Genomic DNA, 22,790 nt, shown 5'->3' with positions numbered 1-22,790 from the left:
GAATTAAAAAGCAACATTTGCACCGAAGTTAATTATCCTAAGCACTGGGTATGACAACTCACCTGTTAATTCGGGGTCGAATTGTTTGCTTGGTAATTTATCCCAAGTATATAAATTTAAGCCATTTGCATACAATCTAACTCGTTTAGAACCAATTCTCTTCGATATACTTAATGGTAGCGTGTAGCCAATTTCAGCATTTTTCAACCTAATATAACTTGCATCAAGGATAAAGAATGAATTTCTGTTTTCATTTGGAGAAGTTTTTGTAGTTAAGCGTGGGTAGTTAATTGGATCGCCTGCAGCAGCTCTCTCTGCTGTCCAGCTCTCTAAGTGGTTAACATAATAGTTACTACCTGGAAAAGTTCCTCTACTTTGATAGTAATTGCTCACATTGGTTACACCTTGAAACAACAAGCTTAAATCAAACCCTTTATAAGTAATGCTAAACGCTGCTCCGAAGGTATATTCTGGCACACTTGAATAGCCAATTGGCGCTAAATCTTTGGGGTCGATAATTCCATCGCCATTCAGGTCTTTATATTTAAAATCGCCGGGCTTAGATGCATTAGCACCAATACTTTGAACAGGCGATTGATCTATCTCTGCTTGATTATCAAAATATTTATCAACGATGTACCCAAAATTCTGACCAATGCTGTATCCCGTTTTGCGATAGCGATATGCATAGTCGCTTGAAAGTTGCGCTTCATCAGCAAATTTTAACTTATTGGTAGCATAACTAACGTTAACTCTAGATACAATAGAAAAATCTTTATCGAAATATTTCTTGTAATTAAGCTCTAATTCATACCCTTTATTATTAACTACACCAATATTTACCGGAGGCAAAATGCCTACCGGAAGACCATTTAAAACCGGGATTGTTCCTCTTGGAATTAATACATTATCTCTGTTTTCGGAGAAAATATCAGCAACAAGGTTGAATGATTTCAAAAATCCAATTTCTAAACCGATGTTGGCTTTCTTTGCTACTTCCCATTGTAAGTCAGGATTTCCGATTTGGTTGTAATTTACTCTATTCCCACCACCTAAAGTAGAAGAATAACCACCACCAACGACTGTTATATCATCTGAATATATAAATCTTTTCGAATTTATCCTGTCGTTACCAACTTCACCATAAGATCCCCTGATTTTTAAAGAGTTAATGCCTTTTACATTCCAAAACTTTTCGTTTGATACTACCCAAGCTCCAGAAAATGCAGGGAAAAACCCAAATCTTTTTCCTTTAGCAAATTGCTCTGATCCATTATATCCTGCATTGAATTCTGCAAAATAACGATTGTCATAACCGTATGTTAATCTGTTAGAAACACCTAATAAATTGAAAGGCAATTGAGAATCGATAATTGTTTGTTGTTGTTGATATAGCACCAAGCCAGTAACAGTATGCTTGCCAAATATTCTATTGTAATTTAAAAAACCTTGAAAATTTGCTAAACTTGTAAAATTACCGCTTCCTGATATAGCCAAAGGAGTATTAACGTCTGCGTTAAATGGCTTGTAGGATACTACAGGTAAACCATCTGGACCTAAATTATTCGGATCAATGAACTGAACTTGTTTAACAAAAGATCTTGAAGCATTTAAGTTATTGGTTGATTTTGTATCAAACGAAATTAATGCTTTTGCGGTTAAACCTTTAGTAACAAAATCTAAATTTTGTTCCATACCATAAGTCGCCGTAACATTACTTCTGGTTTGTTGTCTATATCCACTTCTATTCAAAAGGCCGTAAGGCACGTTTATAATTGTAGAGTTGGTAGAAACCGATCCATCGGGCGTAAGAGGCCCTGGAATAGTGGCTGGTAAATCGAATAGATTTGCTAAAACATACAGCGAAGGTGAATCTCCACCTTGACCAGTAGAGGCGATAGCTACGCCGAAAGGTCCATTCTGCTTTTCTAAATAACCTGCAATATTTAAATAGGCTTTTAAGCTTTTATTAATTTGTAAATCTATATTCGATCTAAAATTGTAACGGTTAAGTTTAAAACTTGGATCATAATTTAGGTCTTTTTCAGTTTTAAAACTACCTGATTGATTAAGTACACCGGCGTTAACAAAATAACGTACAGCTTTACCCGCTCCAGAAATGTTTAAATTATACCGCGATTCTGGAGAGAATTTTCGAACAAGCGTGTTAACCCAGTCAGTGTTTGGGTATCTAATCGGGTCCGAACCTGACTGGTAAGCTGCCAATGCTGCATCAGAATATACAGGTGGTAGGCCGTCGTTGGCACTTGCCAAGTTTTTTAATGTTGCGTATTGAAATGAATTAACTGGTTGAGCAAGGCGGGTAAAATCCTGCCCTCCTGTTTCTGCAGTAAAATTAATCTCTGGCACTTCACTTGTTCCTCTTTTGGTTGTTACTAAAATAACACCATTTGCGCCCCTAACACCAAAAATTGCTGTAGATGAAGCATCTTTTAAAACAGTTACAGACTCAACCTCATTTGGATCTATGAACGTTAACTCGCGCTCAACGCCATCTACCAAAACAATTGGAGATTGTGTATTTGTGGTTCCTTGGCCACGAACAAAAATTTGCGTCAAATCTCTACCCGGCTCACCGCTTCTTTGTAATGCGCTAAGGCCAGGCAACCTACCGGCTAATGACACGGCTAAATTAGCTGCAGGACTTTGTTTAATCTCCTTAGTGGAAATAGATGAAATTGCACCTGTTACGGTTTCTTTCTTTTGGGCACCGTAAGCAACCACAACAACTTCATTTAAACCTTGTGACGATGACGTTAATTTAACATTTACAATGCTATTATCATCGGGAACAAATTTTTCGATTTCTTCATATCCTATGAAGTTAAAAACTAATACCCTGCTCTTTTCGTTTACTTTAATAGAATAATTTCCATTTGCATCGGTAATAGCGCCTAATGTAGTTCCTTTCACTTTTACGGTAACCCCTGGCAATACACCACCGCCATCTGCATCGGTTACTTTACCCGTAATAATTTTGTCTTGTGCCCTTAAATTTTCATTAATGAGCGTTACACATAGGAGTGTGAGTAACACGGCACAAAAATTTCTAAGTAGTTTTTTTTTCATCATACTTGGTTTTCTGGTTATTAACTAAAACCGACATCGCAGTTAAAGTTAAATTTTATTAATTTGGTTAGGAGGGAACTCTGACTTTCCCAAACCGAAGATATTGTTATATGTAGGGTTTGGCAACCTGTACCGTCCTGCTTTTATAAAAAACTTAAACTTTTTTGGAATATAATTCAAAATGGCAATTTTTTTTTGCCGATTAGACAACGTTGTATTATTAAATTTACTGCTTACAATGCGGATACAAAAACTAAATTGCAACAAAATTCACAAAACTAATTGATCCATGTTTTATTTTTCAACAAACTGTATATAAGTATTTTAAGTAAAATATATTTAGCTTTTACTATACCTAACTAATGTACCATAGAATATTTTCTTAAAAAACCAAGCGTAATGGCTTGGCTAAAAAAACAAGTAAGACTTTTAATTTAGACAAAAAATTTAATCTCGCTAAAAATTTTAAATTATCTAGGATTAGCACGTTGGGCTTTTAGGAACCACGTACCTTAAAACACTGAATAACAAAATTTATCAATACATTTAATTGTGGCTAAATCGATTTAGTAAACCAAAGCTTAAAAAAGAAATATTGTTTACTATTAAATAAATTAAGTGCTGCATTTTATCGTTAGCGAACTCATTTTATTAGTAGGCAATCCGGCATGGCTCATCAAGTTTAATGTAATATTTGTTAACCCATTAGCGCTAACTCCAGCTTTACTTTTTACCCTTATTATCAAGTTGTTTGTACTTGTACCCTTTAATCTGAAGCTATTAAAACATGGAAAGCCCTTACCTAATACACCCTTTGTAATGTTTACTCCATTCATAACGTACGATATTGCATAATTATCATTATCTGCACTAGCCATTATTAGCGGGCACACATCCACCCATGCATCATCATTGGATGATATCGTTAACGGGATTGAGAAATCTACGTTTCCATTATTTTGTGGCAACTTTACTGTTAATGCACTTCCGTTAGCCATAATGTTAGCATTTGGTAAAGTTGTATTTAAAGCCACTTTCGATTTTCCATTTAGGTGTCTGATAATATAATAGGCAACTCCTGTTAATGATTGCCCTGGCTCGCCAGCTGTTGTTTTTTCTGGCGTAACAGGGTACTGTTTTATTTGTGCAGCATAATATTCTACCGCCCAAATATCAGGACTCGCACCTGCATCTTCGTGCTTTTGCACACAATCTATCGAGCCCGATAAAAGGGCATCTGGCGTATTTGATTGGTAGGGTGAAATCATAACCATCGCTATTTTACCCGCTTTATGTGCATATTTTACCCCCGAAATGCTCCCTTCACGATAATTGGTTGTATTTGCAATCCACAACCCTAAAGGTCCATCAATGCCCGAACCATCTGTTTTCGCAATACCATCTCGCCACGCAATTGCACCAGCCGTAGAAGAGCTAATGTCGCCGTTTACTTGCCACGGAGCGCCCATACCTAAAATCGTAATCGGGCCATTCGTTTTTAATGCAACCAGCCGAGAATCTACAACACCTCTATTAATAATCGCATAGTTTACTTTAAAGCCGTTTGCTTTTAAAATAGCAAGTTTCGCTTCATCAGATGCATCATCAGTTCGTTGCTCATCTGTTTCATAAAAAAGATTTTTATTAGTAAAAAGCCCCGCCATTGCGGTTAACCGCTGATTTTGAGTGGCGTCTAATGGATCGGTGTTCAACGCAAAATTATTAATATAGTAACCATCAGCATATTGTTGCACAAATGGCCATCCATTTGTATCTCCTAAATAGCCTAAAAATGCACCCGTTGCGTTATCTCCTCCCCCTATATAAACTTTTATATTGTTGCTAGGCACATAATCAGCCCCCGAGGCATCAACTGGATCTGCAACTGGGTTGTTGTTGCCAGTTGTTACTTCGGGTTTTTGGGGTACAATACCCGAATCTGTTTTACCGCACGAAACAAGAAAAAAAAGTGCTACACCCAGCAATATGCTAATTTTAATCTTCATCATTTTATTTTTGCTAAAATCGTTTTCTAATTTTAATTCCACTTATAATTGGGCTTCCTTGCATCTTATCAAACGAAACGATTAAGCCTTTTCCGGTGGTTACCTCTACAAACGCCTTAACCGTTATGGCAGCTTTTTCTTGATTTTGCGAAGGATAGGCAAAAACAGCATTTCCGTTGATGAGCGTACTGAATCTATTATTCCCAATTTGATCTACAAAAAGTAATTCAACTTCATAATTGCCATCGGCCACATCAAACTTAATGCTATTGGCATCTTTTAAATAAGCATAAAATAGAGGATCGTTTGTTGTTCTTTTTACATCGAACCTTGTTGGTTGCGTATAGACATAATTATTTTTTACAAAACCCCAATACCCCTCAGTATATTCTCTTTCAGGTTCCCAAACCAAACCTGTTGATTGCTCCAAAAAATATTCTTTACTACCAAAGTTTACCGCAATTGAAGTAAAAGATGGATCGCTTAGCAAGTACGGTTGCAAATGGAAGTTAATAGCTATTTGATCTAATTTATTATTTGCTTTAGCAACCAATTGGTTTAACCCATTATTAAACGGTACATCCCAAATTGCTTTAAAACCTTGAGTTGGTTTAACGCCTAAAGAAACCCCATTATTAAAAAGCTCTACATTGGGCAAATTGCTGTAAATTACTACTGGCTGCTTGCAAAAAGCAAACTGTTCGCTTTCAGCTCTTCCTGCCCTATTCATCCAATCGCTTGAAGCAATTTTTATAAAAGGAGTTGACGAAAGTGCCGCTTTAAAAAAGTAATAAGAATCTTTCGGTTTCCGATCAACTGTAAGCAAACCCTTGTTGTTGATGTTGGGTACTACATCCATTCTTCCTTCGGAATTAAAATCGAAAGAATTCCAAACGGTGGCACCAGATACAAAAGGCCGAGCCATTATTTGTTGGTAATAGCTTTCCAAATTATCTTCCTGATATTCTACACTGTAATCATATCTAGTAGGTGTTAAGGAGTGTATTCTTGTATCGCTCCCGGCGCCATACTCCGAAATAATGAAACTCTTTGTTGGATATTTCTTATGCCAATCATCTAAAAAAGGCCCAAATTTTGTCATATCTTCTTGGTACCAACCAATATATAGGTTCCAGCCAACAATATCGCAAACGTTGCCTATTCCGGTTTCTAAATATTCATCGGCATAAGTATATTCCAAAGCCATTGCTGTTTTACGGCTACTGTCTTCGGTTTTCACAATTTTCTCCAACTCTTTGGCAAGCGCTGTGGTTTTGGCTAATAATTCTTTTCTTTCGACCAATTTCCGCATTTTATTGGTAGCGAATATTTCGTTCATATAAGCCCAAATAATTATTGATGGATGGTTGTAATGTTGCCTAATCATTTCTACAAGCGAAAGCTTTGCATGATCGGCAAATTCTTTGGTCGTATTTATTTCGTTTACTACGGGTATTTCTTCCCAAACCAATAGGCCCAATTTATCGCACATTTCTAAAACTCGTGGGTCTTGTGGATAGTGTGCAATTCTGATAAAATTTGCACCCATATCTTTAATCAACCGAATGTCTTGCTCATGCATATCGCCAGTTAGGGCATTTCCATAACCCTCTCTATCTTGGTGACGATTTGTGCCGATTAACTTTAAGTGCTTATCATTAAGAAAAAACCCTTTATCGGCGTCAAATCTAAACCACCTAAAACCTAATGGCTGTGTAGATGAGTCTATAATTTTTTTTGTACGTTGATCGATAATTTTTAGTTCGACAGCATAAAGATTTGGTTGCTCTGGCGACCACAAATTTGGATTTAAAATTTCCGCATCCGAAAAATTAAAATCCCAAATGGCATTTTTAGCAATATTTTTTGTCTTAGTACTTTCGTAAACCACCTTCCCAAAGGCATCTTTTATTGTGGTAAGCAACGCAATTTTTTTTGGTTTATTGGATTCGTTTTCAATTTTACCAACAACTTTTACCGTTCCTTTTTTAGCAGATACAGATGGCGTAGATATAAATACGCCCGAAGACCCGCTATTTTTCATGTCGAAATGCAGTTCATCTTTTACAATTAAAAAAACATCCCGATAAATACCTCCATAAAAAGTAAAATCGGCACTAACGGGTAAATCATTCAAATTAACTGCATTATCAACTTTTACCTTTATTTCATTTTCGCCGACAGGATTTAGGTAGGCCGTAACATCAAAAATAAAAGCCGTATAACCACCAACATGAGTTCCTACAGATTTACCATTTACAAAGACTTCGGTATTGTTATTTGCGCCTTCAAATTTGAGATACACCCGCTCATTTTTAGAAAAGCTAACCTTCAATTGTTTCTTGTACCAGCCAATACCTCTATAATAACCTGGTATTTCGTCAATTACATCGGTAGCATTCCAGGTGTGTGGCAAGTTAATTTTCTCCCAATTTGTAGATTGTTCTACTTTTGAAAATTCCCAATTTTCATTAATTGAAACTTTTTTTTGCGCGATAGTAGCTAATCCGTTAAAAGTTAACAAGATAAATAAGCATCTCTGTACGGTTTTTTTTAATCTCATTAGTGAAGTTATTTTAATATAATATTTGGGTATTTTTGTTTATCACACGATAAATTTTGTTCGTCGGCCACTAAATGTGCAACCTCAACTAACGTTATTTAATTGCAGATACAGTTTCTTTTCTAATTAAAACAATATAAACATTTTGCACCAAAATTGTAAACCAAATGTAATTTGATTGGCAGTTTTTAAAATTGATGAACAACGAAATTAATCAACAGAAATTGAAATGGCAACATGGTCTGTCCTGCATTTAAAGTTTGATTGGCATTTTAAACAAGATTTAAGTTGGAAAGCTAATTAAAATCAATAATTCTTGGCAAATCGGATAAATATTTTAGAACACCTACCTTAAATAGTGTAAGTAAGGTAAAATTTATTGTCAGATTCGTTGGTTGAAAACTATGCAATTTAACAAGACTTTCTATACTAAAATTTTCAATTGTCGTGTATATCATGCGCAAAGTGATCTTCAAGCGTGTTAATCGTGTAGTAAGATTGCTTCGTGCCTCACAATGACGACCGAACCCTTACTTACCAAATGGTTCCGTAATTAAATTTACCAAAGTTTTTGCAGCTCGTGGATCGTATTTTATGGCATTAGAAATGGTAAGATCACAAATAATAACATTTCCCCAATCTTCTTTTACCGCAAATACTGGGTAGCCAATTTTAGCATCATACATTTTTTGCAAATCTCCACTCCAATAAAAATGTGGCGCTAAGTAACGGCCAATTGGCAAAACTTTTGGGTTTTTAATATCAATCCTATGGCTGGCACTTGCGGCATAAGCAAGATTATCACCTCTACCCCACCATTTCCAATCCATCGCTTCCAAACCATCAAAAATGGGTAGATTTTGTTTCCAATTTAACATCTCTACAAACTCACCCTTAATCGAATCAACAGCTTGTCCATCAACAACACCAGAATCGAACATAAAATCTTCTAAATGGGGCTTAGAGGCAACTGACTTTTCTTCAGCAACTTTAACAACATCTAAAATAAAACGATGCGCAGCTTTACCTTGTTGTAACACCAATAATCTACCGCCAGGCTTTAATGCTTTTTGTATTTCCACTTTACTAATATTAATGGCCGATGGTCCCAAAATAATTACATCTGCTTTGGATTTTATTTTGCTTAATGGTTTTTCAAATAGATTTCCAATATTAGAAATTTGATTTTTAACATCCTCATTCACACCCAAAGCCACAATCTCCAGTGGTGCAGTTGCCTTCTTACTTATCCATTGTTTGGTGGCAATTGTTACTGGGTAAGAATTAATCGACAGCGTCTTCGAATTTTCATCTTTTACCGTTAAACGAATCGTAGACCTTTGCTTAGCACTATCAATTTTTGGAATATAGAAAGATATATCAACATCTTTAACATCGAAATAATTAACATTTCCAATCGGAAATACCGATGAGCTGACCTCTTTGCCGTCAATTAAAAAAGAAAGATTTACAGTAATGCCGTTTAAATCTTTAAAATCAACATTATCATTTACCAAATAGATTTTAGTTTTCACATGATCACCTTCATAAAAATATCTTTGTGTGGTCGCCATCGAAGCTAAAACAGGCTCAAAAGCTTCTTTTACGCCATAATAAACAGGAAAAGGTTTCCATTGATCAAATGGTTTAGACAAAGCATTTTGTATCCAAGTTACACTAGCAAATAGCAAAACACCTGCTGTAGGTAACGCTTTTCTGCTGTATCTCAATTTTTCTGACTTCAGTTTGGCCTCTGCTAAAATGTGATCTTGAAAATAAGAAACATCTTTTCCCTTTGCGTAAGTACCGATGTCGCCTACCCAAGATTGTGCAGAAAACCTTTTAGTATATGCCGGATGCACAGAACCGTCATCAATCATTGAATACGGAACGGCACTTTCATGATTTAAAAATGGGCGTCCATCATTCAAAGTTAATCCTCTGCGCGGTTTTGTGTAATCATTTAAAAATGATGATGATTCGTACCAGCCCCAGTACGCATGCACGTCTTCTATATCCGCATTATGGTCAACATCAGGATCTCCAGAAGTTTGAATGATCGGCCGACTTGGATCCATTTTTCTTATCGCATCAATTAAATCCTTAAATATTGCCAATTTAACTGGGTTGCTGTAATCACCTTGCAAACCTTCATTTGAAATGGAATAAACCATCACACTTGGATGATTTCGGTATTTTTTTATCACCTCCAGTTGCTCCTCTTTCCAATGTTGTAAAATAGTAGCAGGTGGCGCAGGTGCCTTGCTCATTAAAGCCCAAGGACGAATTCCTTCATGCGTTACGCCAACTCCAATTTCATCGGCTAGCCCATACCAAAGTGAGTTCCAAGTATTGCAACCCGTACGCGTGTAAACCGTGTTACCATCATGCATCAACTGCAAAAAACCTCTAGCGGTTGCAGAATCTGTCGGTTTGTAACCATAAGGAGGCATTCCTGCTCCACGTACCCAATAAGGACGGCCGTTTAAATAGAGTTGTTCTCCTTTAGTACTAACGGTTCTATAACCGACAGGCATTTCCCAAAAATCTAATTTATTACCCGAAATATCGGTTAAAGTCACTTCAAGTTGATACAAGTTTGGATGATCTGGACTCCATAGTTTCGGATTAATTCCACTTTTTTCGGCTTTAATTACGTACTCTCCCCGATTTAAGGTGACTTTGATTTCTTCTGTGGTAAAAACTTTTCCTGTTTTTGCATCTTTTAACAGATAAGTCAGTTTGCCGTTTACAGTAGATAGTGAAGCGTTTTTTAACGTAAATTCTAACTTGTGGCCAGTTAAGGATGGATTGAAAAAAACATCTTCAATTTTACCGCCAACTTTAGATACGACCAATTTAACAGGTTGCCAAATACCCATAAACTTTGCTCTCGGGCCGTTTCCAAAACCACCAAACATTCCCGAATTCAAGGATGTAAGCAAATCTCGGGTAATTGGCATCGTAACCGCAACAGAAACCACCTCGTCTCCTTTATCAGCTTTAGTGCCACGCTCTACATAAACCAGGAGTTTATTTTTTTGTCCCATTTTTATAAATGGGGTAAGTCTACAATCGAAAGAGCCGAACATACCTAAATGACCACCAACATATTGCGCATTAAAGTACACACGAGAAACAGTTGCCACACCTTCAAAATTTGCATAAATCTCGCTGTTATCGCTTTTTTTGAGATTAGTTAAATCGATCGTTTTAATATACCAACCCGCTTGTAAGTCATCGGTTTTAAACGGAAGTGCGTTAACTCTCGCAGTTTCCTGCGCTTCGAATTCATTAGAAACATTTGGCAACCACCACGAAACTCGATTTAGAAACTGCGGTACGCCAATTTGGAACGATTCAATTTTATTCAAATTTTCAGAAATCTCAAATGCTTTTTGATCTATAAAATCAGCGGTTGTTCCATTTGGTTTACTTGTACCTTTTGCTGGGATAAAATCCCATTGTCCATTTAGAGAGATTTCTTGAACGGTATTTTTGTCTAAATCAATTTTAATAGCTGACGGATTTTGAGCATGAAGTTGAAATGCCGAAAACAATAAAATTAATAACGATTTGATGTAATTTGATTTCATAAATGTTTTAGCTAATTAAAATATGTTTACTACGTTATAATATCTTTTAATTTCTCGTTCTTGCGCAATTGCCACGTTTAAAATCAACAGAATAAAAACGGTAAGTTTGATCTCTTTTTAATTCATTTGAAGGCTATTAAACATACTCCATGGAAGTGTTAGTAATTACATTAACAGTATCGTTCCTTCAACAAATCTTTCATCCAACAATTAATTTCCCATTGGCTGGCTATTGGCGTAGTTGTACCAATTTGATGAGCCATATATGGATACGAACCAAACTCTGGCGTAATGCTGCACTCTTTTATCCCGCTTGATTTTAAATGCTCCATCCATTTATCCCACCATAATAAATGAAAATTTAAAGCCTCTTTATTTTCTAATGTTCTCGGATCGGTAACTTGCGGGCCTTCTATGTGACCAACCCTTGCATGGATATGAACAGCCCGTTTTATCGCCAAATCAATTGCCTCTTGTTGATCTTCCAAATAACTTTCTGAAACACAAACCCAGTGAGAAAAATCTAACGTTAATTTAACTTCATCAAACCTTTCATCCTCCAAATAGCTTTTTACAACATGTGCTGCGTACGACCATTTATTGCGATGCAATTCATGAAAAATTTGAATGCCACTTTCTGCACTAATTCTATCGCAAATGGCGAAGCAAATCTCCATTTGGTCTTTGGTAAAATATTCTCTTCCGGTTTGCGAAGTGATAAATTTTGGCTTAATCGTTTCTGTTTGGTAGGTTATTAATTCATTCAGATTTCGTTCCAAAGCCTCGCAGTATTTCGCAAAATCTTTACCTTCATTCTGTACAGTATGCAACAAACTAAAATCTAAACTTGTTTCTTCCAAAGCCTGCAACATCGCTGGTTTTTCTTCTGGCGTAAGTAATGGATAAACCTCTACACCATCGTATCCACTAGAAATTACTTTTTCTAAAAACACATCCCAATCCAAATCCTCAGCACCCCATCTCGGACAATAAAACTTTACTTTAGGCATTTATTTTTTATAGATTAAGGGATTCTGATCATTATTATTTAACACATCGCCAACTTTTAAAGTCTTCAAATAACTATCTGGCAATACATTCGGAATTCCATTAAACGTACTTCCATCAGGCATAAATGCGCAGGTCATGGCACGCCTAAAACCCGGGGTCATGTTTGCATGTGCACCGTGAACTGTTAAACCGTTGTGGCAAGAGCAAGTGCCCGCTTTAATCACCACGGGTTGCGATTTACGTTCTTTAAATTCTGGATAAAAACTGAAGATGGCATCCATATTTTTTCCTATAGATGGATTTTCGAAAGTGGTTAATTTATGTGTTCCGGGTAGAAAGAACAGACAACCATTTTCTAAGGTTACGTCATCCAAAGCAACCCAGATAGACATTGCTCGTTTATCAGAGAAAGACCAATACGGCGTATCTAAATGCCACGATGTTGGGTTTGCCCAAGGACGTTTGATTAAGGCTTGGTCGTGCCAAATTCTAACGCCATCCGATCCTGATAAATCACTTACCATTTTTCCAATCCGCTCGTCAAACATGATTTTTTTCATGGTCTCGCTCGTTTGCCAAAGATTAATAGATTGATCAAAAACTTTTGTGTAGTAATCAGAATCCTCATTTATACCATCGCTTTCATCAATATTACCTTTTTTACCGGGTATTTTTAAACCTTTACGATCTGCCAGAGCTTGGGTAACGCTGGTTCTCCAATACTCAAGTTCTTCGGTATTTAAAAAGTCTTCAATAACAACAAACCCGTTTTCTTGGTAAGCATCAATTTGTGCTTGTGTAATTTGATTATTCATCTGATGATTTTTTTGCAAGAATTATAAATTGGTTAGCATTTAATTAAATACTAAGCTATTACATCAGCAAAGCTTAAAAATATACATTATGATATTTTAGCTAATCATTTTGACATTGAATAAATGTGCTGACTGATATTTATTAACCAGATTTCAATTATTAAAGCAGTAATTTCAGATTTAAATTCTATAAATTATAAGATTTAACAAAGATTGTGAAAAATCAAAATTTCGACTGTTGATAATTTTCTGAAAAAAATGCCAAATATTTTCTTCTTCTTATTTTTTTCCCTCTAAACTTTTGATATGGTTATAACTATTGCTTTGTCAATAAAACATTTTTGGGTAAAATAGGTACATAAGTGCTAAAGTTAGGGCAATCTGAAGGTGACCGCCATTCTTGGGTTCTAAGAAAGTTTAACTTCATTGCTGTTAAATCATTACTACTAATAGAAAGGTATACATCTCCGCTATCCATGCAGTAATTTTCATTTATATTTGCGAAATTCATTACATAACTATTGTTTATAAAATAAAATCCAAGTAAACTTGTGTTTTCGTCGTTACTTATGCTTAAGGTATTATATAATATTTGTCCTGTAGCTGAATCTATGATCAGCAATCTGCCTGCAATCTGGTCTATCTTGAAACCATCTGTACTTTCAGGTAGGTGTAAAAAGCGGTTTAAATGTAACTCTATTGATTTACCGTTAGCGGTACCTTTCCATACTCCTACAAATTTAGGGAGCTTATTATTAATGTCTTTTACGTAGACAACATCTTCCGGAATACCATCAGGTGAATCTTTATAACTTTCTGCTTGTTCAAGTGAGATAGTAACTTGCGCATAACTAATGGTACTTAGCGCTAAGGCAATAAATAAAATAATTATCTTTTTCATATTTGTTTGTTGTAACATTTTTAATAATCTATTGAGGACAAGGGATTGAATTTATGATTGGTTTTCCGTTACTATTTGTAGCTAGAAGTTTTCTCTCTCCTGAACCATTATTTTTAATTTTATATAGCTCTATTCCTTTTACATTCATCTTTTCTTTTAAAAATCTAAGAAATTAATGTAGTCATCTCTTTCAATACGGTTTTGTAATTATAATAATACTAATAAATATTTTTCACAACAATTGGCATTATACCTCCATCTACCGGAAAATAAATTGTTATTCCACCATGAACTTGTATCAACTCTTTAGGTCTAAATGGATATTTATTTCTGTGGTTAGTAACAAGTTCTTTATTTTCAAATTGCACTTTATCTATCTCTTTTTTTTCAAAAAGATAGGGCTCTATAATAGATTGAAAGGATAGAATACTTTCATCTAAAAAGGTTTTTTTAAAAATTTTATCATAAACATCAGAAAAGATAAGAATAGGTTTACCATTAATAAAAGTGTAATAGTCCGGAAAAATATCTTGATTACTAATATCATCGAAGCTATGATAATCATTGTTTATGTAGTATTTGTATGAGATAGGAATATTGTTATAAACTCCTCCTCCTTTAACATTAATTCTTATATAACCTTTGGTTTTAAAAACAGAGTCTTTATTTTTTTTGCTTTTTATAATTTTTTTCACTTCCTCCACCAGAAACTTGTTTGTAATATCGATTTCTCGAATAGCTGTCTTTACATTATTTTCATTGAGTTGGATTTTTTTTTGAGAAAAAGAATTGTTTACTAATATCGTTAATAAAAAAATTGTCGTTAGTCTAAATTTCATAACTATTGTATTAAAGAACAATTAGAAGAAATCGCTCCTGAGTTAATATTAAAAAAGCTTGAATTAGTAGCGTTGTACTGTGCTACAGCTCCACAACCAATTATCCAATTTTTTAAATCTGGATGATTTGAAGCAAATTGGATATCATCAGCACCTACATTATGAGAAACTCCGTTTGTTCCATCTGATCTATCAGGGGTATGAGTATGAACACTTGCTGTAACCGATATAAAATAGTAACCAGCAGAATGAATCAAACCGCTATAACTCTCACTTGGTGCTCCTTGCGCTTGTGTCTGTATTTCCTTGCTCGAAAAACCTTTCTTGGTCGCACTCAAAAGAAACATCGTTTATACCAGATTAGAAAAGATAGATTAGAGTTCTGCATAACAGTACCAGTTATTAAAGAAGTTCTATGTTTACATTTCTTGTATTCATAGCTCCAGATGCTCCTATGCCAAAAATGTTCAGTTGAACACAACTGCACATAACACCTATCTTATCCCGTTCTGACTTAAAGTGTAAACGGCAGAACTCCTCACCATCAAAATTTGCTATAAAACTGAATAGATTCATCTACTTTTTTTTCATAAATTTACGTGTTTTTTAACAGTATTGCTAATTATGGACAATGAAAAGCTATTGTATCAGGAAAGCTTAAAAATATACATTATGATATTTTAGCTAATCATTTTGACATTGAATAAATGTGCAGAACTTACTAATCATATTTAAAATATTAAAATAGTAATTAGGGCGTTCGGGCGGGCTTTTCGTTACAATCTTTTTACTCTGAAGAAGAGTAAAAAGGATTTTCACTTCAATCCCTAACGCAAAATCTTTATAACGTATAAAAAAAAGCTATTAATAGCAACGAAGATCATTTATAATTAACTCATTTATCACTTTTCGCAAACTTTTTTCTAAACTGCAATGGTGTAAATAATGTTTTTTGCTTAAAAAGTTTAGAAAAGTAAAATGGCGATTCAAATTTTAAGATATAGGCTATTTCTTTTATCGAATATTGTTGGTTAACCAATAACTCCTTAGCTTTCTGTGTTTTCAACTGGATAAAATATTGACCTGGAGAAATCCCAGTATTTTCTTTAAAAACCTTGCGGAACCAAGAATAGCCAACCTCTAACTCATCGGCAATCGCTTTTGGATCGGTAATCTCTAAAACTTTATGTCTAAACAATATTTTAGCTTTTTTCACGGTTAGATCCGATATGCTATCTTTATCATGATTTTGTTGTTGCTTAAATCCATGTAGAATTCCTAAAATATGGATCGTAGCGCTAGATATAACTGCTTGATAACCTTTATTCTCGTCTTTCGCGATATGTACAACACTTGCAAATAGTTGAAGCATCTGCTCATTAAAACCCAATTGAAACATCGGATCAGTTTTAGAAAATAAATGTTCTTCAATAAGTTTTTCAATATAATCTCCGTTAAAACTTATCCAATATTCGTCCCAACCTTTTTGGTTATCTGGTTTATATCGATGTCTTTCATCAGGAAAAATCATGAAAACCGTCCCATCAGTAATTTCTTCTTTTAGTGTTTCTGTTTCTAATATTCCTGTTCCATTTACGATATAAACCAAAGCATATTCTTGTAACACTCGACCCATTTCCCAAGTAAAATTATGGTGAGATGGATGGCTTGGATTTGGATAGATTTCATTTGGCAAAACCCGACTACAACCTACGCTTAAAACGTTTAAGCCCCAATCACAACCCTTATCACTCGATGGAAAATATTTGTAGAAGTTATGCATGCAGCGTAAGTTTGATATCATAAAGTACATTAAATATATCAATTAGATTATTTTATCGCTCACCTTAGAGATTATCTTTGGTTAATTCTAATCAAATAAAACATAAATATCATAATTTCAAATCAGATTATGCTATTTAAAAACTCCGAAAAATGACAAAACAAGTTGCTTTTAAAATGAAATTAAAGCCAGGCTTTAAAGTAGAATATCAAAAAAGACATGATGAAATTTGGCCAGAGCTAGAAGATTTACTGAAACAAGCTGGAATTTTTAATTACAGCATTTTTTTAGATGAAGAAACCGATACCTTATTTGCTGTACAACATTTAAATGGTGAAATTCCTGATTTAACACAAGAAGCGATAATGAAAAAATGGTGGGCTTTTATGGGCGATATTATGGAAACAAATGCCGATCAATCGCCAATTGCGATAGCATTACCAAGGGTATTCCATTTAGAATAATGTAATATTTAACAGATACTATAGAATTAGATTAAAAATTTGTTATTTACAAATCGACAATTAAGACTTTGGGTAAATCAACAATTACCTTTGTAGTTTGATCTACCATATTAACAGGCGTTTTTTTTGAAAATTTAGAAAAGGGATAAGCAACTAATTTCGAAAAAGTAGCAACATGTTCATCCTTCACAGTATCTACTCCAAAGTTTATTTTCGATAATTCTAACTCGCGATAAGTACCGAATAGACGATCCCATATACACAGGATATCTCCATAATTTGAATCGGTGTATGGCATTTTATCATGATGGTGAACTTTGTGTAAACTTGGGGTAATTAAAATATAACCTAACCATTTCTCTAACTTTTTAGGCAGCGACATAGAAGTGTGCGAAACAACATTCGAAAAGCTTTGAATAAACTGCCTAATAAGTAAAATCTCAATCGGAATACCTGTTACAAAAACAACAACGATCATAAAGCTAACACGAATAAATGTTTCTCCAGGATGCTCCCTCACGGTGGTAGATACATTTACAAATTTATCGGTATGGTGGATCAAATGCATTTTCCATAAAAATGAAATTTTATGCATCACAAAGTGATACGCGTACTCACAAAAATCCAACATTAAAAAACCGATAAGAAATTTGATCCAAAAACTAGGGATGTTTGGCAAATGATTATAAATACCCCACGAGTTGATTTCGGCTAAAGCGCTTACTTTAATCACCGCTAAACTTAATGGCAATTGAATAAACGTTGCTGTTAAAAGAAATTGTAAATTGAGTACCGCATGTTTCCATTTTTCCTTTAAGGGAATTTCGTTAAACAGCATTTCTGAATGCCAAAGTGCCACCATAATTACCGCAAAAAATAGCAGTTGAAGGTTGGTGGAATGACTGGAAGCTGGGTTCATAATATTGGTTTTCTTATACTCTTAAAAGTGATTTATTGCCATTAATTTTTTAGATACCATCAAATAATAATTGATTTTACTTACCTATTTCCAATACCCTAAACGTACCAGAAATTCTTTTTGGTCTTTGGCCTGCAATAGTACTTTTTTCAAAACTTGCCGTTGGTAAAAAAATGCGACCAGTACTTTCATTCAATGCGATAGTTCTTGCACCCATTTCTGATTTAACGGTTTCTACAACCTTAAATTTATTTGCCGATTTCTCCTTTACCACCGTTACCGTTCCCTCGCCATTCGAACTGTAAATCAGCTTTGCTTGTTTATCAAACACAACTCCATCACAACCCTCGCCAATTGGCAAACTCGCAACCTGTGCACCTGTTTTTGAATCTAAAACCAGCATCAACTTGTTGCCACAAACCGTAAATAAACGTGATGTTGCCCTATCAATCGCTAAACCAGATGGTTCTTCGCCGTTTTTCAACTTATACCGAGCAGTTACTTTAAAGGTTCTACTTTCAAAAGAAACTATTTCGCCAGTATCTTCAATATTAACAAAAATGTTTCCCTTATCGTCTGAAACGCCGGCTTCAGGTTTTCCACCTAAGGGAACAGTAGCTAAAACTTTATCGTTTTGAGGATCTATAATACTAGCATCCTTACTTTTACCATTAAACACGATTACTTTTTTCGAATAATCATCATAAAAAATCGCATCAGGATTTTCTCCTACTTTAATTTGCCCCAATACAACAAAGTTTTTTAAGTCGAACACAGTACAAGTACCCAATTTACCATTAGAAGTATAGCCTTTGCCAACAGCATTAACGATTGCAATACCGTGCACACCCAGCGTGTTTTTAATTACCCCAATCGAATCGCCATTTTTTGATAACACATTAACCTGGTTACCGTGAGAAACGAAAATATTATTTGTTTTTTGGTCGATAGTCAAATAATCCCATCCGCCATCACTCTTAATTTCGTACTTAGCCAAAATACCGAAAGTACCTTTCTTTTGGCCATTTGCCACAATTACGAACCCAATTAGCATAGTTATAGTTAATAGTTGCTTTTTCATTATGATTAGATTTTTTGATTTAGATTAGATTTTATAATTTTTCAATTCGTAAAAATAGATGAGTACATAGAGGCATAAAATGCCAAGAAAATAACTCGCTAAAACATCGCTTAACCAATGTGCACCCAAATAAATCCTCGAAAAGAAAACGAGCACAATCATGAGCACACAGATTGAAGAAACGACCAAACGCAGGTAAAAACTTGCATCTTTTAGCTTAAACATTAAGTAAAGTATAAACCCAAAAAATACCGTGTAAAATAGCACATGCCCACTGGGGAAACTTTGCTGATGCGTAACCTCAATTAACCTAACTATGCTTTTAGGTGGTCGTGGACGATTAACAAAGTACTTAACTAATGAACTCACAATACCCGCAGCAGCCGTAAATACAATAAAAAGAGACTCCTTTTTCTTCTTAAAAAGTAAAAAAATAATCGCAGTAGCTAAAACCATCGGCACCGATATTTTAATGTGCCCAAATACACTTATGGCAGTCATAAATTTATCTAAAAAAGCACTTTGATAATGTTGAATCATCAGCGTAAAACCAATATCGATGGCGTTAGATGGGAAAATAACAACCAAAGTGGTAATAAGCACGAAACAAATACTTGCCAGCAACAAAATGTACGGCACATATTTACTCCGGCTAATATTGTTTTCTAAGTTGTATTTATTCTGTTTCATAATCATCAGTTGGAAATTTATAAAACTTTCTTAAAAGGGTTGGTAAAACAACCAATAGCAGTGGCAGTGCAATTAAAAACCCACCAATTACAGCAATTGCCAAAGGTTGGTGAAGCTGTGCACCCGCACCAATGCCCAATGCTAAAGGCATTAATGCTATGATGGCGCCTAAAGCAGTCATTAACTTTGGGCGTAAACGTGTAGAAATGGCAAAGGTTATCGCTTCGTCAATTTCCTTATCGTGCAATGATTCTTTAAACTGTAAAAAAGTAAAAATTGCATTTTCGCCAATAATTCCCACAATCATAATCAACCCTGTATAACTGCCAACATTTAAGGGTGTGCCTGTTACTAAAAGCCCAATATAACTACCAGAAATACCCAAAACTGCAACTAAAAAAATGATAAATGCGACCCTAAAATCTTTAAAAAGAAATAAGATTACGGTAAAAACGAGCAAACTCGACGCAATTAATATGGTTAACAACTCCGAAAAAGATTTTTGTTGTTCTTTATAAGCGCCCCCATACTCAATGTGATAACCAGAAGGTAGATTAATTTTCGATTTTACAGCCTTTTGAATATCTTTCATTACACTGCCCAAATCGCGTTCGTTTAGCCTTGCGGTAATTGTACCTATTGATTGTAAGTTTTCTCGCTCAACTTCTGCACTTCCTGTTTTTAACTCCACTTGTGCTAAATCTTGAATGGGTATGGTGGCGCCATTTGGCAGAAATATTTTCAGATTCGAAATATCTGATGTGCCGAATTTTCTACTACCGGGATAAATCATCCTAATGGGAGAAATTTGTTGCTTATCGTAAAAATCGCCCACTAAATTACCCTGCATTGCAGTTTGTACTTGCGATTGAAAAGACATTGGCGTAATGCCATATTGTGCAAGCGCCACATAATTTGGCTGTATATTTACCGTAGGGCCAGAAATAACGATCCCATCAAAAACATCGGCCGTGCCGGGGATTTTACCGATTAGCGCAGCCACCTGTTTAGCTAGTATTTTAAGATTTTGCTGATCGTTACCAAAAATTTTAACCTCAATGGGTTGGGTCGAGCTCATTAAATCGCCAAGCATATCGCCAATAACCTGACCAAAATCTACAACCAATGCCGGCTGTGTACTTTCTATGTTTTTTCTAATTTCAGCAATAACCTCATCGGTACTTTTTGTCCTGTTTTTCTTCAGTTGAATAAGATAATCGCCCCGATTTGGTTCAGTTATAAAAAAGCCCATTTGCGTACCTGTTCGCCGAGAATAGGCTTCAACATCAGGAATTTTTACAATTTCTTTTTCCACCGCTTTAAGCATCCTATCGGTTTCCGCTAACGATGTTCCCGGAGGCGAAGAATAATCTAAAACAATACTTCCTTCATCCATTTCTGGTAAAAAACCTGTTTGTAATCGTGGATAAATCAACACGATTGAAGCAACAAGCACCAACATAAATACAATAGAAATGTATGGGCGCGAAATAAAATAATAAACCCATTTTTGGGTTTTAACTTCATGTACCTCAACCTTTTTATCCTTAAGCTTACCAGAATTTTTACTCAATAATAAATAAACCACTGGCAAACCAAGCCACGTTACAAAAAACGAGCACACCAATGTAATAATCATTGTATTGGTCATTACCTGAAAGTAAGAACCCGCAACACCCGTCATTAAAACAAAAGGCACGAAAATAACAATTGTGCTTATAGATGAACCCAACATGGCCGGAAACAAGTATTTTATCGCCTTGCCCAATAATTTTTTAGTTTTTTCGTGCGGATGTTCTTCGTGCGTGCGATGTATTTGTTCTACTACTACAATGGCATCATCAATTATAAGACCGATGGCAGCTGCAATTGCTCCCAAAGTCATAATATTTAAGGTATAACCAATCCCATAAAGAAAAATTACAGTTAAGCATAAAGTAATGGGAATGGTGATGAGAATTGTTGCACTGGCCTTTAAAGAGCGTAAAAAAATAATTGCGACGATAATGGCCAAAGCCAAACCAATAAGCAAACTATCTCTAACACTTATTACCGATTCATTAACAAAATCTGCTTGTGCATAGTACGGTTTAATAATTACTCCAGCAGGCAAAATAGCGGTTAATTTTGCAACTTTTGCCGTCATTTCTTTAGAAATATCAACCAAGTTTGCATTGGGTTGTTTAATTACGGCAATGAGTACCCCATCTTTTCCATTTGCATTTATCCGGGTATATTCTACACTTTCTTGAAAACTTACTTTGGCAACATCGCTTATTTTAACAATCCTATTTCCTTTTCTTGCGATTACTAGATTTTCTAAATCTGTTTTAGTTTTAACGGATGCATCAGTAACCGAGAGGTATAAAAAATTATTATCCGTTAAGTAACCGTTGGATTTGATAAAATTAGTTTGCGCAAGTGCTTGCGTTATTAAATCGGGTGTTATGCCTAAAGCCTGCATTTGCAGTGGATTTAATTCCATCCACAATTCTTTGTTTTTTCCGCCAATTACTCGAATTTCAGAAACCCCTTCTACCTGCGAAAGAAACGGCTTAACAGTAAAAGTTGCAATTTTTTTAAGTTCAACTGGCGAGAATTTATTGCTTTCTAAACTATAACCACTAACGGGAAGAATAGATGGATTCATTTTCTCGACTGAGATATTTACGCCAGGAGGAAGTGAAGCACTTATTTTAGCAATCTGAGATTCTATTCGTTGCTGACTTAAATCTAGATCGGCACCCGAATTCATAAAAGCAGAAATTTCGCAACTGCCACGGCTTGTGGTACTTTTTATCAACTGAAGATCGGGAACTTGCTTTACCGCATTTTCTAAAGGTTGGGTAACGGTAAGCACCATTTTATTTACAGGTTGCAATTCTGCTTCTGCAATAATTTTAATCTTTGGGAACGTAATTTCGGGAAAAAGCCCCGTTTTTAATTGAAAAAATGCATAAAAGCCACCTACCAGAATGAGTATCATCATGGCAAGAATTGACTTTCTATGGTTTATAAAAAAACTATTCATT

At 35.1% G+C, this 22,790-nt stretch carries 14 protein-coding genes and 1 pseudogene; 1 reads left to right on the top strand and 14 read right to left on the bottom strand.

What is annotated here, in order from left to right; genetic code table 11:
* Window positions 1–3: 3 nt before the first annotated feature.
* From EZJ43_RS09210 to EZJ43_RS09165, 10 genes and pseudogenes are all read right to left on the bottom strand, one after another.
* The gene (locus EZJ43_RS09210; RefSeq protein ID WP_133262537.1) at window positions 4–3,090 is read right to left on the bottom strand and encodes a SusC/RagA family TonB-linked outer membrane protein; all 3,087 of its coding nucleotides are present in this window, start codon (window positions 3,088–3,090) and stop codon (window positions 4–6) included.
* A 614-nt stretch (window positions 3,091–3,704) separates the two neighbouring features.
* Complete coding sequence (locus tag EZJ43_RS09205) at window positions 3,705–5,099, bottom strand: hypothetical protein (protein WP_133262419.1); 1,395 nt, start codon at window positions 5,097–5,099, stop codon at window positions 3,705–3,707.
* A 10-nt stretch (window positions 5,100–5,109) separates the two neighbouring features.
* Window positions 5,110–7,659, bottom strand: coding sequence for a glycoside hydrolase family 2 protein (locus EZJ43_RS09200; protein WP_133262418.1), 2,550 nt, complete (start codon window positions 7,657–7,659; stop codon window positions 5,110–5,112).
* Between the two features lie 530 nt (window positions 7,660–8,189).
* The gene (locus tag EZJ43_RS09195; RefSeq protein WP_133262417.1) at window positions 8,190–11,255 is read right to left on the bottom strand and encodes a glycoside hydrolase family 2 TIM barrel-domain containing protein; all 3,066 of its coding nucleotides are present in this window, start codon (window positions 11,253–11,255) and stop codon (window positions 8,190–8,192) included.
* Between the two features lie 170 nt (window positions 11,256–11,425).
* A complete protein-coding gene (locus tag EZJ43_RS09190) occupies window positions 11,426–12,265 on the bottom strand; it encodes a sugar phosphate isomerase/epimerase family protein (RefSeq protein ID WP_133262416.1) in 840 nt (279 codons plus the stop codon).
* Window positions 12,266–13,081 carry a phytanoyl-CoA dioxygenase family protein gene (locus EZJ43_RS09185; protein WP_133262415.1) on the bottom strand — a complete coding sequence of 272 codons (816 nt, stop codon included), beginning with the start codon at window positions 13,079–13,081 and terminating at the stop codon, window positions 12,266–12,268.
* A 316-nt stretch (window positions 13,082–13,397) separates the two neighbouring features.
* On the bottom strand, window positions 13,398–14,000 hold the full coding sequence (locus EZJ43_RS09180) for a DUF6705 family protein (protein ID WP_207924602.1): 603 nt from the start codon (window positions 13,998–14,000) through the stop codon (window positions 13,398–13,400).
* A 200-nt stretch (window positions 14,001–14,200) separates the two neighbouring features.
* Window positions 14,201–14,821 (bottom strand): hypothetical protein, encoded by a 621-nt coding sequence (locus EZJ43_RS09175; protein ID WP_133262413.1) that lies wholly within the window; start codon window positions 14,819–14,821, stop codon window positions 14,201–14,203.
* A gap of 248 nt (window positions 14,822–15,069) precedes the next feature.
* Window positions 15,070–15,397: pseudogene (locus tag EZJ43_RS09170) on the bottom strand (IS1595 family transposase); the annotation flags it as partial.
* A 319-nt stretch (window positions 15,398–15,716) separates the two neighbouring features.
* On the bottom strand, window positions 15,717–16,604 hold the full coding sequence (locus EZJ43_RS09165; RefSeq protein WP_165953120.1) for an AraC family transcriptional regulator: 888 nt from the start codon (window positions 16,602–16,604) through the stop codon (window positions 15,717–15,719).
* A gap of 152 nt (window positions 16,605–16,756) precedes the next feature.
* Between EZJ43_RS09165 and rhaM the strand changes: the two genes are divergently transcribed.
* Entirely contained in the window at window positions 16,757–17,068 is a 312-nt protein-coding gene (rhaM, locus tag EZJ43_RS09160; RefSeq protein WP_133262411.1) for an L-rhamnose mutarotase, read from the top strand.
* Between the two features lie 46 nt (window positions 17,069–17,114).
* Here the strand turns inward: rhaM and EZJ43_RS09155 are convergent, their stop codons facing one another.
* From EZJ43_RS09155 to EZJ43_RS09140, 4 genes are all read right to left on the bottom strand, one after another.
* Window positions 17,115–17,987 (bottom strand): sterol desaturase family protein, encoded by an 873-nt coding sequence (locus EZJ43_RS09155; RefSeq protein WP_133262410.1) that lies wholly within the window; start codon window positions 17,985–17,987, stop codon window positions 17,115–17,117.
* 76 nt (window positions 17,988–18,063) lie between these two features.
* The gene (locus EZJ43_RS09150) at window positions 18,064–19,068 is read right to left on the bottom strand and encodes a YncE family protein (protein WP_133262409.1); all 1,005 of its coding nucleotides are present in this window, start codon (window positions 19,066–19,068) and stop codon (window positions 18,064–18,066) included.
* A 24-nt stretch (window positions 19,069–19,092) separates the two neighbouring features.
* Window positions 19,093–19,758 carry a phosphatase PAP2 family protein gene (locus EZJ43_RS09145; protein WP_165953119.1) on the bottom strand — a complete coding sequence of 222 codons (666 nt, stop codon included), beginning with the start codon at window positions 19,756–19,758 and terminating at the stop codon, window positions 19,093–19,095.
* On the bottom strand, window positions 19,745–22,789 hold the full coding sequence (locus EZJ43_RS09140) for an efflux RND transporter permease subunit (RefSeq protein WP_133262407.1): 3,045 nt from the start codon (window positions 22,787–22,789) through the stop codon (window positions 19,745–19,747). The genes EZJ43_RS09145 and EZJ43_RS09140 overlap by 14 nt, the downstream gene beginning before the upstream one ends.
* Between the last annotated feature and the right edge of the window lies 1 nt (window position 22,790).

Source organism: Pedobacter changchengzhani, from assembly GCF_004354365.1.
In the GTDB taxonomy this organism is placed as follows: Bacteria; Bacteroidota; Bacteroidia; order Sphingobacteriales; family Sphingobacteriaceae; genus Pedobacter; species Pedobacter changchengzhani.
The sequence above is the reverse complement of the archived record's forward strand: the minus strand, read 5'-3'. Positions and strand labels throughout refer to the sequence as shown.

What these genes read in the sequence shown, in the direction of transcription:
- EZJ43_RS09140 (WP_133262407.1), bottom strand. Translation starts at nt 22,789, where the DNA reads ATGAATAGTTTTTTTATAAACCATAGAAAGTCAATTCTTGCCATGATG.
- EZJ43_RS09200 (WP_133262418.1), bottom strand. Translation starts at nt 7,659, where the DNA reads ATGAGATTAAAAAAAACCGTACAGAGATGCTTATTTATCTTGTTAACT.
- EZJ43_RS09190 (WP_133262416.1), bottom strand. Translation starts at nt 12,265, where the DNA reads ATGCCTAAAGTAAAGTTTTATTGTCCGAGATGGGGTGCTGAGGATTTG.
- EZJ43_RS09150 (WP_133262409.1), bottom strand. Translation starts at nt 19,068, where the DNA reads ATGAAAAAGCAACTATTAACTATAACTATGCTAATTGGGTTCGTAATT.
- EZJ43_RS09165 (WP_165953120.1), bottom strand. Translation starts at nt 16,604, where the DNA reads ATGCATAACTTCTACAAATATTTTCCATCGAGTGATAAGGGTTGTGAT.
- EZJ43_RS09155 (WP_133262410.1), bottom strand. Translation starts at nt 17,987, where the DNA reads ATGAACCCAGCTTCCAGTCATTCCACCAACCTTCAACTGCTATTTTTT.
- EZJ43_RS09145 (WP_165953119.1), bottom strand. Translation starts at nt 19,758, where the DNA reads ATGAAACAGAATAAATACAACTTAGAAAACAATATTAGCCGGAGTAAA.
- EZJ43_RS09195 (WP_133262417.1), bottom strand. Translation starts at nt 11,255, where the DNA reads ATGAAATCAAATTACATCAAATCGTTATTAATTTTATTGTTTTCGGCA.
- EZJ43_RS09175 (WP_133262413.1), bottom strand. Translation starts at nt 14,821, where the DNA reads ATGAAATTTAGACTAACGACAATTTTTTTATTAACGATATTAGTAAAC.
- EZJ43_RS09205 (WP_133262419.1), bottom strand. Translation starts at nt 5,099, where the DNA reads ATGATGAAGATTAAAATTAGCATATTGCTGGGTGTAGCACTTTTTTTT.
- EZJ43_RS09180 (WP_207924602.1), bottom strand. Translation starts at nt 14,000, where the DNA reads ATGTTACAACAAACAAATATGAAAAAGATAATTATTTTATTTATTGCC.
- EZJ43_RS09210 (WP_133262537.1), bottom strand. Translation starts at nt 3,090, where the DNA reads ATGAAAAAAAAACTACTTAGAAATTTTTGTGCCGTGTTACTCACACTC.
- EZJ43_RS09185 (WP_133262415.1), bottom strand. Translation starts at nt 13,081, where the DNA reads ATGAATAATCAAATTACACAAGCACAAATTGATGCTTACCAAGAAAAC.
- rhaM (WP_133262411.1), top strand. Translation starts at nt 16,757, where the DNA reads ATGACAAAACAAGTTGCTTTTAAAATGAAATTAAAGCCAGGCTTTAAA.